10 protein-coding genes and 1 pseudogene are annotated in these 13,828 nt (G+C 69.2%); 8 read left to right on the top strand and 3 right to left on the bottom strand.

Features of this window, described 5'->3' with window-relative positions; genetic code table 11:
• Nucleotides 1-15: 15 nt before the first annotated feature.
• Nucleotides 16-696, bottom strand: coding sequence for a phospholipase D-like domain-containing protein (locus tag AB0I91_RS08430; RefSeq protein WP_499636069.1), 681 nt, complete (start codon nt 694-696; stop codon nt 16-18).
• A gap of 104 nt (nt 697-800) precedes the next feature.
• Nucleotides 801-2,870 (bottom strand): annotated as a pseudogene (locus tag AB0I91_RS08435) (AAA domain-containing protein); the annotation flags it as partial.
• Nucleotides 2,871-3,411: 541 nt separating this feature from the next.
• On the opposite strand from AB0I91_RS08435, the gene AB0I91_RS08440 reads away from it, so the two are divergent.
• The 6 genes from AB0I91_RS08440 (at nt 3,412) to AB0I91_RS08465 (ending at nt 12,251) form a co-directional block, all read left to right on the top strand.
• Nucleotides 3,412-4,818, top strand: a complete 1,407-nt coding sequence (locus AB0I91_RS08440; RefSeq protein ID WP_499636071.1) for a plasmid pRiA4b ORF-3 family protein — start codon at nt 3,412-3,414, stop codon at nt 4,816-4,818.
• A 90-nt stretch (nt 4,819-4,908) separates the two neighbouring features.
• On the top strand, nt 4,909-9,129 hold the full coding sequence (pglW, locus tag AB0I91_RS08445; RefSeq protein ID WP_499636073.1) for a BREX system serine/threonine kinase PglW: 4,221 nt from the start codon (nt 4,909-4,911) through the stop codon (nt 9,127-9,129).
• A 113-nt stretch (nt 9,130-9,242) separates the two neighbouring features.
• On the top strand, nt 9,243-9,629 hold the full coding sequence (locus tag AB0I91_RS08450; RefSeq protein WP_499636076.1) for a PE domain-containing protein: 387 nt from the start codon (nt 9,243-9,245) through the stop codon (nt 9,627-9,629).
• Between the two features lie 27 nt (nt 9,630-9,656).
• On the top strand, nt 9,657-10,199 hold the full coding sequence (locus AB0I91_RS08455; protein ID WP_499636151.1) for a DUF3558 domain-containing protein: 543 nt from the start codon (nt 9,657-9,659) through the stop codon (nt 10,197-10,199).
• Nucleotides 10,200-10,209: 10 nt separating this feature from the next.
• On the top strand, nt 10,210-11,475 hold the full coding sequence (locus AB0I91_RS08460) for a PPE domain-containing protein (protein ID WP_499636079.1): 1,266 nt from the start codon (nt 10,210-10,212) through the stop codon (nt 11,473-11,475).
• Nucleotides 11,472-12,251, top strand: a complete 780-nt coding sequence (locus tag AB0I91_RS08465) for an ESX secretion-associated protein EspG (protein WP_499636082.1) — start codon at nt 11,472-11,474, stop codon at nt 12,249-12,251. The genes AB0I91_RS08460 and AB0I91_RS08465 overlap by 4 nt, the downstream gene beginning before the upstream one ends.
• 79 nt (nt 12,252-12,330) lie before the next feature.
• On the opposite strand, the gene AB0I91_RS08470 is transcribed toward AB0I91_RS08465, so the two are convergent.
• Complete coding sequence (locus AB0I91_RS08470; protein ID WP_499636085.1) at nt 12,331-12,630, bottom strand: hypothetical protein; 300 nt, start codon at nt 12,628-12,630, stop codon at nt 12,331-12,333.
• Nucleotides 12,631-12,764: 134 nt separating this feature from the next.
• On the opposite strand from AB0I91_RS08470, the gene AB0I91_RS08475 reads away from it, so the two are divergent.
• Nucleotides 12,765-13,658, top strand: coding sequence for a helix-turn-helix domain-containing protein (locus tag AB0I91_RS08475; protein WP_499636088.1), 894 nt, complete (start codon nt 12,765-12,767; stop codon nt 13,656-13,658).
• Nucleotides 13,603-13,791 carry a DUF397 domain-containing protein gene (locus AB0I91_RS08480; RefSeq protein WP_499636090.1) on the top strand — a complete coding sequence of 63 codons (189 nt, stop codon included), beginning with the start codon at nt 13,603-13,605 and terminating at the stop codon, nt 13,789-13,791. Before AB0I91_RS08475 ends, AB0I91_RS08480 begins: the two co-directional genes overlap by 56 nt.
• The last annotated feature ends 37 nt before the right edge of the window (nt 13,792-13,828 follow it).

The following is a 13,828-nucleotide window of genomic DNA, read 5'->3' on the forward strand; positions in this document are numbered from 1 at the left end:
GGTGCTGTCGCGGCCCTACACCAAGAGCTCGTGCCGACACCTCGGGCAGCGCCAGAAGTACGGCGTGCCCCGCTTGCGGTCGGCCGACCGGTGCAGCTCCATCTCCGCCCCGCACCGGGTGCAGGCAGGCGGGTCGGCGAACCCGTCGGCGCCCAGATCGGCCAGCAGGCGTTTCGCGAACGTCGAACCCCGGCAGGTGAGCATCACCTCGCGCGAGTTCCCGTGGGACAGCGCGTTGAGGCTGCCGATCAGCACCACCTGCTGGTCGATGACCACGATCTTCTTGTGCTCAAGTCGGGCGCGGATGATGCGCGCGCCGGTGTCCTTGAGCGCTTGGAGCCACTCCTGGTTGGTGTCCTTGCTCTGGATGAAGTCCGTGTCGTTCCGGGTGAACACCCGCACGTCGACGCCGCGTGCCACGGCGTCCGCGATGAGCGGCATGAACCGCTTGCCGTGCTTCCCGACCCACGGCGACCACATCCACACGCTGCGCTTGGCCTTGGCCAGGTGCTTCGCCAGGGTCTCCTTGAACGCGAACTCGTCCTCGATGTCGGTGACCTCGACGAGACCGCGCAGCACGTCGTGCAACTCGGCCTCCACCGAAGACACCGGCTTGTACTCGTGCTCGTCCTCCAAGCCGAGCAGGGCGCCCGCACGGACCCACTGGATGCGGCCCGCCTTCGCCAACCGCCCCACCGCGCCGAGCGGACTGTTCCCACCGCGCCCTTCACGGCTTGCCGCGAGTTGACGATCAGGTACAGGCGATGCCGTGCTCTGGTGATCCCCACGCCGAACAACCGGACCGCGCTGTACTCGAAGTCGCCCCTGTCCGACCTGGCCTTGCTGATCCAGCCCTGACCGTCCTCCACGAGGTCGAACACGACGGTGTCGAACTCACGCCCCTGGAACGAGTGGGCGGTGCCGACGGGGACCACGACGTCGGGGCCGACGTCGCGCAGCGCGGCGAGCGTCGCTTCGGCCTGCTGCTTGTACGTGGTCACCACACCGACGTCGCCGTCGGTGACGTGGTGCTGGGCGAGTGCGCGTGCCAGGAGCGCCCCGACCGGCCACCACCCGGCGTACGTCGACGACCGGTGGATGACGCTGAGGTCCGGCAGCTTGCTCACGTCGACCAGGACGATCTCGGTGTCGGGCTTGACCGCGCCGTCCCGCAGCACGCCGTAGATGACCTCGTTGGCGAGCTCGCGCAGGTTCGACCCGAACCGGAACTGGTGCAGCAACGCCACCGCACCGGGATTCGCCGTGACGTCCGCCGGGGCGAGGATGCCGCAGTGCGTGAAGACGTCGGGCTTCACCCACTTGCGGACCCCGGCGTGGTCGACCCTGTCGACGTCACCGGTCACCGGGCCGAGCTGGAGGAAGTCGCCGAGCAGCACGGCGGTTCGCGTCGCACGCCCCACCGCGAGCAACACCTCGGCGAGCAACGCCGCGCCCGCCTCGTCGACCAGGACGACGTCGAACTTCTCCCGTGCCACGGCGGGGTGGGCCCGCGACCGTGCCAGGGTCGTCGCGACCACTCGTGCTCCGGCCACGATCTCGCCCTCGGCGTCCCGTCGGAGCTTGGTGATCTTCTTGGTCAGCTCTCGCAGGCGGTTCTCCCACTGCGGTCGGTCACGTCCGAGGGACCGCTGGAAGTCGTGGAGTCGAGCGCGTTCCTCGTGCCGGGCGGGGAGGCTTCCCCGGCGGGCGGTCGACACGATTTCGTCATCGCGGTGGTCGGCGATGCCGAGACCTCGCAACCACGCGCACCGGCCATCCAGCGCGTCGAGTGCCGTCCGCACGCCGTCGAGGGCGGATCGTGCGGTCACGACCGCGGCCTGCGTTCCCGCCCTGCGCCTGTCGAGCGCCTCCAGGTCCGCGGGCGTGACGTGGACCGTCGCGCGGAGGCGGTTCAGCTCGGCCTCGACCGAGCTCCGCCGTACGGCGAACCGGTGTTCCGCGTCCGCCGCCCTCTCCGCCCACTGCACCGCGTTCTTGTTGGCCCTCCGCCGCGCGAACGGTCCGCGTGTGGTCGCGGCCTCGACCGCCGCGCTCTCCGCCCGTTCACGCAGCCGCCGCAGCTCGTCCTCCTCGGACCTCAGCGACGCGGCGAGCCCGACGGCCTGCTCGATCATCCGGCGCTGCGGCTCCACCAGTCGGAGTTCGCCGTCCACCTCCGCCATCTCGAGCACCCGCGCGTTCAGCTGCGCGTCCGCGGCGAGGTGCCGGTTCACGAGGTCGGGACGGTCCGCCTCCAGTCGCGCCAGCTCGGTCCGGCGGTCGATCCGTTCGGCCGCGTCGAGGTAGGCGGCGTGGTCGTATCCGGCGAGTTCCGCCTCGAGAGAGGCAATCCTGGCGTCGACCTGATCCGCTTGGACCAGGCGTTCCCGCACGTCCGCCAGTTCGGCGTCGACCTCGGCGGTCGTGCGGGCGGCGAGTCGCTGCAGCTGCACGTGGTCGTCCGCCGCCAGTTCCGGGAGGTGAGGCGGACCGACCCGGATCACCTGCCCTTGGTCGGTGGGGATGTTCTTGACGACCTCTTTGAGCGCGTTGTCCACGGCGATGTTGGCCGTGGACACCAGTAGCACTCGTTGGCCCCGCCTGACCAGGTCTTCGATGGCCCGGGCCAGCACACGGGTCTTGCCGGTGCCGGGCGGACCCCACACCGCGTGCAGCCCTGGCTCGGTGCAGGCCCGGTACGCGGTCCGCTGGGCGGGGAGGAAACCGGGCGGGTAGTCGTTCGTGCCAGGGGGCAGCGGGTCGAGCCGTCCGGCGGCCAGGCGATCCGCCAGGGGCACACCGTCCAGACCCGCGATTCCGTCGCGGAGCTTCTGCCACAGGTGACGGGGCGTGAGGCGGATCGTCCACACCGGTCGCAGCCGTCGGGCAGCGCGCCGTCCACCTTGATCTTGACCAGGCCGTCGGCGACCTGGACCCGCTCGACCGGGAAGGACGTGCCGTTGTCGGGTCCGTCCTTGTCCGCCAAGCAGAGCTGGTCGAAGCTGTCCGCCGACGGCGGCCGGTCACCGGCGCGGAGGTCCAGCGTCCACCAGCCCGGCTCGTCGCCGGGTAATCGACTCGCCTGCCCGAGCGACCGCCAACCGCCGTCCCCACCCTTGACCGGCCCGGTGAGCACCCGGTCCACCGCGTCGACGAGTTCACGTCGCCAGCCCGAAACCCCGCCCTCTCGCGCTGTCACCGGGCCAGTAAACCAACCCTGGTTCGCCGAACACCAAACTGCCCGCCCCTTCTCACACCACCGGCCGATGTCACCACCCGGCTGCGCGCCCCCAGCGCCGTTCGCTACGGCGTTCCCTTTTCCGACCGCCCGTCGCGCCGGCGACCGAGGTGCGGTGGCGTGGCTGACGGGGGAAGCCACTACCGGCACGTGGTAGTGGCACGATGACGCGGGTGCCGAACGACGTCGAACCGACCTTGTCCGACCTCCGCGCGATGCTCGCGGATCAAGGTGCCCCCGATCAGGTGTTGCGGCTGGTCGACGCCGCGAGTGACGTGCCTGACGCGTTGGAGCGCCTGACCACGGCGGGCTTCGTCCAGCCGGTGGCCGACCTCGCGACGGCGTTCCTCGACGCCTTCACGCCGCTGCTGGAGCAGGGTTGCGGACCGTTGGACGCCGAGCTGTGCGCGTCCGAGTTCCTGGGTGTCATGCGCGACAGCGCCGATCCGCAGGACTTCCCGGAGATGGTGGCCGCCATGATCGCCGACGCCGAGGCCACCGGTGAGGCGGAAGCCCTCGCGCTGGCGCGGTCGTTCGCGGTGCTCGCGCCGCCGGACGTGCGGCCGGTCGCGTCCCAGGCCGCCGACCGCCTCGTCGCGACCGGGCTGAAGGACCCGAGGTGGACGCGGACGGTGGGCAAGCCGACCGTCGGCGCGTGCTTCGGCTACGCGGACCCGCGCGGCGCCCAGGAAGGGCTGGCGCTGACCTTCTCGTACGGCCGCAAGTCGCACGCCTTCGTCCTGCTGATCGACCACGACCTCGGCGGCCTCAAGGACTGCTTCGTCAGCGACCAGCCGAAGGCGATCCGGGAGGGGTACGTCCACGCGGCTGCCGAGTTCGGCTTCCCGTTCCGCGAGTACACGCCCGAACAGGCACGCGCGATCGTGGCGGACGCGTTGACACGCGAGCCGTGCCCGGTCGAACCGGACCAGGTCGAGGACGTGCGGTCCAACCTCGCCCTGCTGCGGCAGCGGCTGGAGTTGCTCCCGGAGGCCGCGCCGACCGCCCTCGACACCAGCGTGCACCGCCTGAAGATCACCTTGCGCGGTTCGAAGCCGCCGATCTGGCGCCGTTTGGAAGTGCCGTCCGCCACGCCGCTCGTGCGGCTGCACCAGGTCGTCCAGGACGCGTTCGCCTGGGAGGACTACCACCTGTGGGTCTTCGACACCGCAGAGGGCGAGTACGGGATGCCCGACCCGGAACTGGGCCACGGCGACGCCGCCACCGTGACCCTGGCCGACGTGGCGAAAGCACCCAAGGACCGCATCGGCTACCTGTACGACTTCGGTGACGCGTGGGACCACGACATCCTGGTGGAGGACGTCGTCCAAGCCGAACCTGGGGCCTCCTACCCCCGCTGCCTCACCGGCCGCCGCGCCGCACCGCCGGAGGACAGCGGCGGCATCTGGAGCTACGCGCACCTCTGCGACGTGCTGGCCGACCCCGAACACCCGGAGCACGCCGAACGGCTGGAGTGGCTGGAACTGGACTCCGCCGCCGACTTCGACCCGACCGCCTTCGACGCCGACGAGGTGAACGAGTACCTCTCGCGCCAGGCGAAAGTCCTGGTCAAGGAATGACGCTCACTCCGTCGTGGTGGTCCGAGGGGTAACGCGCCCGCACCGGGCGCGCGATCGGAGATGATGGGGCGTCGAGTCGAAGGGTGCAGGGTGGACGAGCAGTCGAGCAGGTGGCACGAGATCACGCAGTCCGCGTTCACGCACGAGCGGGCGGCACTGCGGCAGGTGCGCGAACTGCTGCCCGACCGGCACTCGTACGAGGCGTGGTCGAACTTCACGTTCATATCGCCGCACGGGCACATCCGCGAGGTGGATCTGCTGGTCGCCACACCGAGCGGACTGCACCTGGTCGAGATCAAGAGCTTGAAGGGCCGGTTGGAGAACCGGCACGGCACGTGGGTGCAGCACCGCCCGAACAGCCGTCACCCGCGCACGTTCGACAACCCCCTGCCGTCGGCGGACCAGAAGGCTAAGGAACTGAAGTCGCTGCTGGTCCAGGCCGCGCGGCAGGACCGGGTCACGATCCCGTTCGTGTCGGCGGCGGTGTTCCTGTCCGAGGCCGGGCTTGATGTCAAACTCGACGACTCACAGCGCCACGGCGTCTATGGACCCGAAACCGGCAAGGTGCTGGACAAGATCGGCTCTGACCTGCTCACCGGCCCGATCAGCAGGACGCCGCTGAGTGCGGACTTCGTCCGCGCGCTGCCGCGGCTGCTCAAACAGGTGGGCATCCACCCGACCCGGCGCAGCATCACCGTCGGGTCGTGGCAGATCGAGCCCCGCCCGTACGACGCGGGGCCTACTTGGCAGGACCACCACGCCCAGCGCGAGGACATGCCCGGTGAGTACCGCAGGGTCCGGATCTACCTCTACGAACGCGAAGGCGATTCGGACAAGCAACGTTCCATCCGCGCCGCCGCGGAGCGCGAGTTCCGAGCCTGCCAGGGCATCCGCCACCCCGGTTTACTCGGCCCGGTGGACTTGGTCGATCACGAGGCGGGCCCCGCGCTGCTGATCGAGCAGCCCAGGGAGGCGCTGCGGCTCGACCACTACATGGCCCAGCACCACGCCGACCTGGACCTGCCCACGCGGCTGGACATGGTGCGCCAGCTCGCCGAGGCAGTGCACTACGCGCACGAGCGGCGGCTGGTGCACCGGGCGCTGTCGCCGCGGGCGGTGATCGTCCTGCCGACCGCCGGCGACTGGACGAAGCCGCAGCTGCAGGTAGGTGAGTGGCAGGCGGCGGCACGCGGCCTGTCGGGCTCCTCCACGGTCCATCGGCTCCGCCCCAGTTCGGGTGCGGTCGCCCACGTCGAGGCCGCCGCTGCCCCGTACTTGGCCCCGGACTTCACTGACGACCCGGACGGCACCGTCGCGATCGACGTGTTCGGCGTCGGCGCGATCGCCTACCTGGTGCTGACCGGTCAGCCGCCCGCCGCAACCCGTTCCGAGCTGCTCGACCAATTGGCTCGTCAGGGCGGCTTGCACCCCCGCGCGGTGGACGACAGCATCCCTGACGACCTCGACGCAGTGATCGCGCTGGCCACGGATCCGGTGGTCCGGGACCGGTTCGCCGACGTCGAGCAGTTCCTGGAGGAGCTGTCCGCGGTCCCCGGAGGGCTCGGCGAGCCCTCCGGGGACCGGGTCGACCCGTGGGACGCCGCGCCGGGCGAGCGGCTGGCCGACTCCGACTACGTGGTGCAGCGCGTCCTGGGCACCGGCGCCACCGCGCGGGCGTTCCTCGTCGAACACGACAACATCGACACGGTCTTGAAGGTCTCGCGGTCGGCCGACGCCGTGGACCGGCTCGCCGACGAGGCCGCTGCCTTGGAGGACCTGCGACACGAGCACATCGTGGTGCGCAGGCGCAGCCTGTTCCCGCTCGGCAGCAGGCAAGCGATCGAGATCGACTACGCGGGTGAGCGGTCGTTGGCGCACGTCCTGCGCGACGAGGGCGCGCTGCTCCCGGACAAGCTCCAGCTGTTGGGCGACCAGTTGCTCGACGCCCTGTGCTACCTGGAGCGCAAGGGCGTGCTGCACCGCGACATCAAGCCGGACAACCTGGGCCTGCGCAGTCACCCAAAGTACGGGCAGGGTCTGGTGCTCTTCGACTTCTCGCTGGCCGGCGCCCCGCTCAACGACGTGAACGCCGGGACGCGCGGGTACATCGACCCGTTCCTGGGCAGCGACCGCCGCCCGGTCTACGACCTGCACGCAGAGCGCTACGCGGCAGCGGTGACGCTGCACGAGATGGCGTGCCTGGAACTGCCGTCGTGGGGCGAGGACGGGACGAACCCCCGGTACCACACCGAGCCGGTGACTTTGGCGGCCGAACTGTTCGAGGCCGGGTTGCGGGAGCCGCTACGCGAGTTCTTCGGCAAGGCCCTGCACCGCGACGCCGACCAGCGGTTCAGCTCCGCCACCCAGATGCGCGAGGCTTGGCAGCGGGTGTTCATCGCGCTGGACGAGACCGCGCCGGCCTCGGTGTCCTCTTCCAGTTCCGACGACCCTGAGGAACTGCGCGAGGAGGCAGCAGAGCGGGCCACCCTGGACACCGCGCTGAACGCGGCCGGGCTGACGCTGCGGGCGGTCGCGGTGGCGAACCGGCTCGGCGCGGACACCGTGGGCGACCTACTGGACCTGCGGATCAACGAGGTGCGCAAGGCACGGGGCTTGAGCCGCAAGACGCGGACCGAGCTGCTCGACCGCATCGCCGCGTGGCGGACCAGGCTCGTGACCGAACCGGGCGCGATCACCACCGTGGCATTGCCGTCCGACGTGGATGGTTCGCGCCTGCCTCTGGACGCGATCGTCGCGGCGCTCCTGCCGAAGGCCAAGCGCCGCAATGACACGCAGGCCACGATCAGCCGCCTGCTGCTCGGCTTGCCGGACGAGAACGGCGTCCTGCCCGCGACGCGGTGGCCGACGAGCGTCGTCGTCGCCCAGGACACCAACCTCACACAGGGGCGGATCAGCCAGGTCCTGTCCGCGCGCCGCCGGGCGTGGTCGGACTTGGACGTGCTCGACACCGTGCTCGACGAGGTGGTCGAAGCCCTGGTGTCGTTGCGGCGGGTCGCGGCCGCCGAAGAGCTGGCAGAGCACTTGCTGGCACAGCACGGCTGCTCGAGCGTCGAATCCCACCCGGTGCGCATGGCCTACGCCTACGCCGTCCTGCGGGCCGCGTACGAGGTGGATTGGCAGCGCGACGAACCGCGACTGTCGCTGCGTCGACACCACGAGCGGGTGCTGCTGGCGTTACAGGTCGGCTCGGAAGACCCGGTGGACACGCCGTCGGACGAGTCGCTGCTGGACCTCGCCGCACGACTCGCGGACACGGCTGGTGAGCTGGCCGCCCAGGACCCACTCCCGACGCCGACCGCCGTGGTGCGCGAGCTGGCGGCCCGCGCGGAGCGGACCGGCGAGGTGTTCGACGAGAAGCGCCTGGTCAGGCTGGCTGCCGCCAGTTCGGGCGCGGTGCTGGCGAACCTCCGGCTCGAGCTGTACCCGCGAAGCCTGTCGCCGGTCCGTGCGCTGCGCTTGGCGCAGGCAGGTGCGGGGATGCCGGAGGGTGGTTTGACCGGCGACGGCGTGCAGCAGCGGCTGGACAACCGGTTCCCCGGCCTCGACCGCCTGCCGACCGGCCGGGAACTGGCAGAGCTGCTGACCGAGGCCGGGTTCCCGGTGACCTGGGACGGCGAGCTCTACCGCCCGCGCACGCCCGAGACGACCGGCGTGACGCGGGTGACGTCCTCGACGGGGTCGCTGAGCCACCACCCGATCGTCTCCGGCACCGCCGCCAGCGACGTGGACGCCCGCTTGATGGACGCGGCACAACGCGGCGGCGTGCGGATCATCACCGTACGGCGCAAGCGCTGGGCGCAGGCGCGGGCCGCGGTGGAGGCCGCGCTGGGCGTGCCGGTGGTGGACGTGACGGCTGCGTTCGTGGCCGCTTTGCGCGACGTGGCCAGGGAGCACCGAATCCCCGACTTCGACCGCGTGCTACGCGCCGACGCCGCCGATCCCGGCAGCCGGGACCAACTGAACCTGCACCGGGTGGTGGAGCAGGCGTGCGGAGCGCTGGAGCGGGAGTGGGCGCGACAGCCCGTGTTGGCGTTGGACGGCCTTACCCCACTCGGGCGATACCCAGCCGGGCAGGCTCTGTTGGACCGTCTCGCCAAACGAGCCCGCTATGGTGCGGAAACGGGCGGAGCAACGGGACCTGACGCATTGGTGTTGTTGTGCCCAATGGGTGACGAAACGACAGTTCCTCGCATTAATGATTACGTCATCAGAGTGAACACGCCGGAAGAATGGATCATCGCCCGTTCTCCGTGGCCGCCGTCCGGGATACTTCACTCGCTCGTGGGCTGAGTCTGAGCCGAGTCACCGGTTCCACTGCTCGATGACTTCGCGTGCGGGAACCTGAACACGGACAGCGATTATTCACGTACGGACAGTGATCGACGCACACGAAGGGGAGACACATGCCGTTCACGGCGAGCGGTGGCGGGGGCGGAGGCGGAGGCGGAGGCGGAGCAGGCGCTCCGCCATCGGCAGGCCCGGTCACCATGCAGGTCGCACCGGACCAGATCTTGACCCTCAAGGCCCGCTACGAAGCGGTCCGCGACACCGTCCAAGCGTTCGTTGATCTTGAGGGATACAACCTGGCTGGCAGCGCGTTGAGCGAGGACGACGTGTCCAAAGATGCAGCCAAAGTCTTCGAAAAGAACGCGGTCACCGCCATCGACGTAGCCACGCAATTTCTGGTCGAACTCAGCCTGAACATCGACCAACTCAACCAGGCTGCAACGACATATCGCCTGGTGGAGGACACGAACAGAAGTGATATGCAGCAGGACAGGGGCTTCTGAGCGATGCGCATCTCCTTGGCAGCAGTGATGTGTGTGCTCCTCTTCGTGGGAGCGTGCAGCACGGGCGGCACAGCGAGTCCGCACACGACTGGAACCAGCGAGCCGACGACCCCGACACCGACGACCGCCTCTTCCTCGCGCCCTCAAACGATCAAGTTGGACGGCAGGGAACCATGCAGCCTCCTCACGGCAGCGCAGCTTGAGGGCTTGCAGATCGATCGCGCGGGTCGCCCCCTGGAGGTGGATGCACTCAAGGCCACTGGATGTACTTGGACCGTGACAGGCGCGTCCAACATCTTGGTTCCCGTGCTTCACGAGGGCATCGAGACCTGGACTGGCGGAAAACGCACCGGACAGCCAGCGCCTGCTGAGCCGGTGGCTGGCTTCCCGACTATTACGGTACCTGTTCCAGGTAGCCCTAACCGATGTGATCTCATGATCGACACTGCGGAGAGCCAGTATCTCGCCGTCGCGTTCTCGGTCCTGCCGAATTTCGAGGATCGCTTTCCCGAGCCGTGTGCCGGGGCGCGGCAACTGGCGGAAGCGGCTATGCAGAACTTGTTGAAGTGAGGGGGATTCGATGGGCGCCATTGGTGACCACAACTTCCACGCGCAGTCGCACGAGCAGCTCTACAAGAAGATCCATGGTGGGCCGGGTCACTCGGCCGCCGATGCCGTAAACGACGCTTGGAACGGCTTCCGCGCGGTGATGGGCAACGCCAAGAGCGAGCTGGAGTCGGCGATCCGGGCTGCGGGGGCAGTCTGGGTCGGCGCGGCGGGTGAGCAGTTCACCGGCAGCACGGCTCCGCTGGTGCAGTGGGCCGAAGACGCCCGCCTCGCCGGCGTCAAGACGCACGACGCCTTCACCGTCCAGACATCCCTCTACGGTGGCGCGAAGAACGTCATGCCAGAACCGGTAAAGGTCACCTCCACCGCGAACGACAGCTTCTTCGGCATCCCCTCCGGCCTCAAGCACCTCGTCGGCGGTCAGACCGACCAGGACATTCAGGAGAAACAGGCTCAAGAGGCCAAGAACCACGCGGTCGACGTAATGAACAGCTATCGCGACGGCGCGAACGTTGCGTTGCACAGTTTGGGCACGTTCGTGCCGCCGCCCCAGGTCACGACGCAGGTCGTCGAGCCGACGTTCCAGCAGTCCGAGGCGCAGAGCCAGTACTCCCAGCAGTTCTCGGACGGCCAGTGGAACGGCAACTCCTCCACCGGCACCAGCCGAATGCCGTCGCAGACGCAGCAGCCGGTGAGCCCTCCGCCATCCGTCGCGCCCATCGGCGGCGACACCAGCACCTCCGCGGTCGGCACCACGCCGGACGTCACGCCCCGACCCGGCCCCACGCCGATCACTCCCCCGCCCTACACCCCCGGACCGCAACCACCTGTCGCAGTGCCGCCGCCCAGCATGATCAGGCCGAACCCGGGCTTCTACGACCGGCGGACCCCGCCCGGCGGCAACCCTCCCGGCAAGGGCGTCGGCCCGGGCGTTCCCAAGGGATTCGGCGGCAACTCGCCGGGTGGCGCGCCCAGGTTCGGAGGCCTGCCCGGCATTCCGGGCCAGCCTGGTCACGGCGGCCAGCCGTTCGGCCCCGGCTCTTCCATCGGCGTCGGGGGTGACGCTCACGCGAACCGCGCGGCAGCAGGTGCGGCAGGAACGAGGGGTGCGGCGGGCAGCCCGATGATGGGTGGCATGGGCGGCGCACCGCAGGGTGGCCAGGGCGAGGACGACATCGAGCACAAGGCCGCGGCCTACCTGGAAGAGCTCGAAGACGTCTGGGGCGTCGACTCCGGCCCGTTGGTCGCACCGCCGGTGATCGGGGACGACAGCCTGTGAGAGTCACGTTGTCCCGGCTGGAGTTCGAGCTGTGCTGGGATCACTTGAAGCTGGGCGAGTACCCGACGATCCTGACGATTCCCTCCCACGGCGCGACGATGGACGAGCGTCGCGCGTTGTTCAACGACGCCTGGCGCTCGATGGAGGCACGGGGGCTGGCCGAGCGCGGCGAGTTGGACGCCCGCCTGGCCGGTTCGCTGGAGTTGCTGGCACGCCCGGAACGCGAGGTCGACGCCCGGCTGCGACTGGACGATGGCCCACGGATCCGCGCGGTCGCGGCGGCCCGACGTGGGCACGCGGTGTCGGCTGTCCTGACCGCTGACGCGCTGGCGTTGAGCCGGATCGACGAGACCGCGCTCGCCGCGTCGATGGTCTCGCTGCTGCCTCCGCACCCTGCACCCCGATCACGGTCCATCAGCCTCCCCGCGGCGGACCTGGAACGTGCGGCGGCTGCCGCCGGTGAATCCGCCACCCGCCTGGAGAATGCGCTGCGGGACGTGGGCCTGCCGCGGCCCGACGCGCAGAAGATCGGCTCGGTGCTCGGTAACGTGCAGCGGATGGGCCAGTTCGGCGTGGCGGTCCGCCCGACCCTGCACGGCCGGCCGGGACCGCGGAAGCGCGGCCCGTACGCGGTGTCGTTCTACGACACCCCGGAAGGACGGTGGCAGTTCACCCGCAGGCCGTCCAGCGACGGCCGGGAGTGGTCCACCCTGAGCCCTGCCGATCACCAGCGGCTCGTTCACGCCGTGTCGGAGTTGCTGGGCCTGACTGGCTGATCGGACTCGACGGACTCCTGATCGATCTGGTTGGTCAGGAGTTCCGCCACCGTCATGTCCTCGACGGGCTTCTCGGGCGTCACCGCTTCTTCCGCTCGATACCGACGACGTCGAGGATGTGCCCCTCCGCAACGCCGTCGAACGGCATCAGAGCCAGCCGGAGATCGCTGCGCAACACGCACTCCGACGACTCGCACGCGGCGCACCGACCGGTCTTGTCGAGCGGGTGCGTGCCCAGGCACGTGGTGACGGCGCCGACCAACCGATGCGTCTCCGCGCGAGCCATCTGCAACGACTTGTGGTCGGAGTTGTAGAGCACCCCGACCAGCACGGCCGCCAGATGCCGCCGCAGCACTCGATCTTCCTCAACGGTGTTCATGCGGCGAGAATTTCAGCCTTGCTCGGTTTGGACAAGGGCGCAAGACCGCCCGTTCGAGTGATGTTTCTGCAGTTCAGAGATGCTTTGCTGTGGACTGAGCGAGACATTTTTGCTACCTGTGCAAGGGATTCGAGATGGCACCAAAGCGGTCTGGCGTCGCTACCAGGGGGATCGGGTTCGAGTTGGAGCGACTCCGCAAGGCAGCGCGGATGACGCTGCAACAAGTGGCCGACCAGCTCGGAGTCTCCATCAGCACCATCAGCCGCCTGGAGAACGGCAAGCGCGAAGCTACGAGCGAAGAGGTGGCGTCGATCCTGGCGATCATCGGCGTGACGGGCGATATCCGCGAGCGCCTGCTGTCCCAAGCACGAGGCGGCAACGGTCATGGTCTGCTCGTCGCACCCCTGTCCGCGCAGAGCCGGACCTACTGGGACTTCGAGCAGCGGGCGTCGGAGATCATCAACTTCGAACCGCTTCTGGTTCCAGGGCTGGCCCAGACGGCCGACTACTCCCGCGCAGTGATCTCCGCCCTCCAGTTCCTCGAATCGGAGAGCGAGATCGAGTCCCGCGTGGCGAACCGCCTGGCCCGGCAAGCACTGCTGACTCGTCGTCATCCACCCAAGCTTCGCCTAATCATGAACGAGGCGGCGTTGCGCCAGCCGATCGGCGGCCCTGACGTGATGGCCCGGCAAATCCGGCACCTCATCGAACTCGCCGAGCGCCCGGGCATCGCCGTGCACATCATCCGGCGCGACGTCGTGACCCATCCTGGTCTCAGCGGCTCGTTCGTGATCATGACATTCGCAGACTCTCCGACCATGGCCTATGTCGAGTCGCGAACCTCCGGCATGTTCCTGGACGACCCAGCGGCGGTGCACTTCCACCAGCAGACCGCAGACAGGATGCTGACTGTGTCGCTTGATACGGCAGGCTCGGTAGATCTCATGCGATCCATCGCCGAAGGGAGCAGGGATGATCCAGGTCAACGGCACGGCTCCGTGGCGCAAGAGCAGCCACAGTGCGGGTGACGTGAACTGCATCGAGGTGGCGCTCGGAACGGACGCAGTGGGCTTGCGTGACTCGAAGTGCCCGGAAGCGGGTGAGTTCAGCGTGAGCGCGGACTCGTTCCGGGCCTTCGTGCGATCGCTGAAGAACGACTGAGTTGCGAGCGGGGTGGTTGTGCCACCCGGACCACCTC

The organism is Actinosynnema sp. NPDC049800 (assembly GCF_040656635.1).
In the GTDB taxonomy this organism is placed as follows: domain Bacteria; phylum Actinomycetota; class Actinomycetes; order Mycobacteriales; family Pseudonocardiaceae; genus Actinosynnema.

Bases quoted from the DNA above. Each gene is read 5' to 3' on its own strand.
- AB0I91_RS08450 (WP_499636076.1), top strand. From the start codon at position 9,243: ATGCCGTTCACGGCGAGCGGTGGCGGGGGCGGAGGCGGAGGCGGAGGC.
- AB0I91_RS08455 (WP_499636151.1), top strand. From the start codon at position 9,657: ATGTGTGTGCTCCTCTTCGTGGGAGCGTGCAGCACGGGCGGCACAGCG.
- AB0I91_RS08460 (WP_499636079.1), top strand. From the start codon at position 10,210: ATGGGCGCCATTGGTGACCACAACTTCCACGCGCAGTCGCACGAGCAG.
- AB0I91_RS08470 (WP_499636085.1), bottom strand. From the start codon at position 12,630: ATGAACACCGTTGAGGAAGATCGAGTGCTGCGGCGGCATCTGGCGGCC.
- AB0I91_RS08475 (WP_499636088.1), top strand. From the start codon at position 12,765: ATGGCACCAAAGCGGTCTGGCGTCGCTACCAGGGGGATCGGGTTCGAG.
- AB0I91_RS08480 (WP_499636090.1), top strand. From the start codon at position 13,603: ATGATCCAGGTCAACGGCACGGCTCCGTGGCGCAAGAGCAGCCACAGT.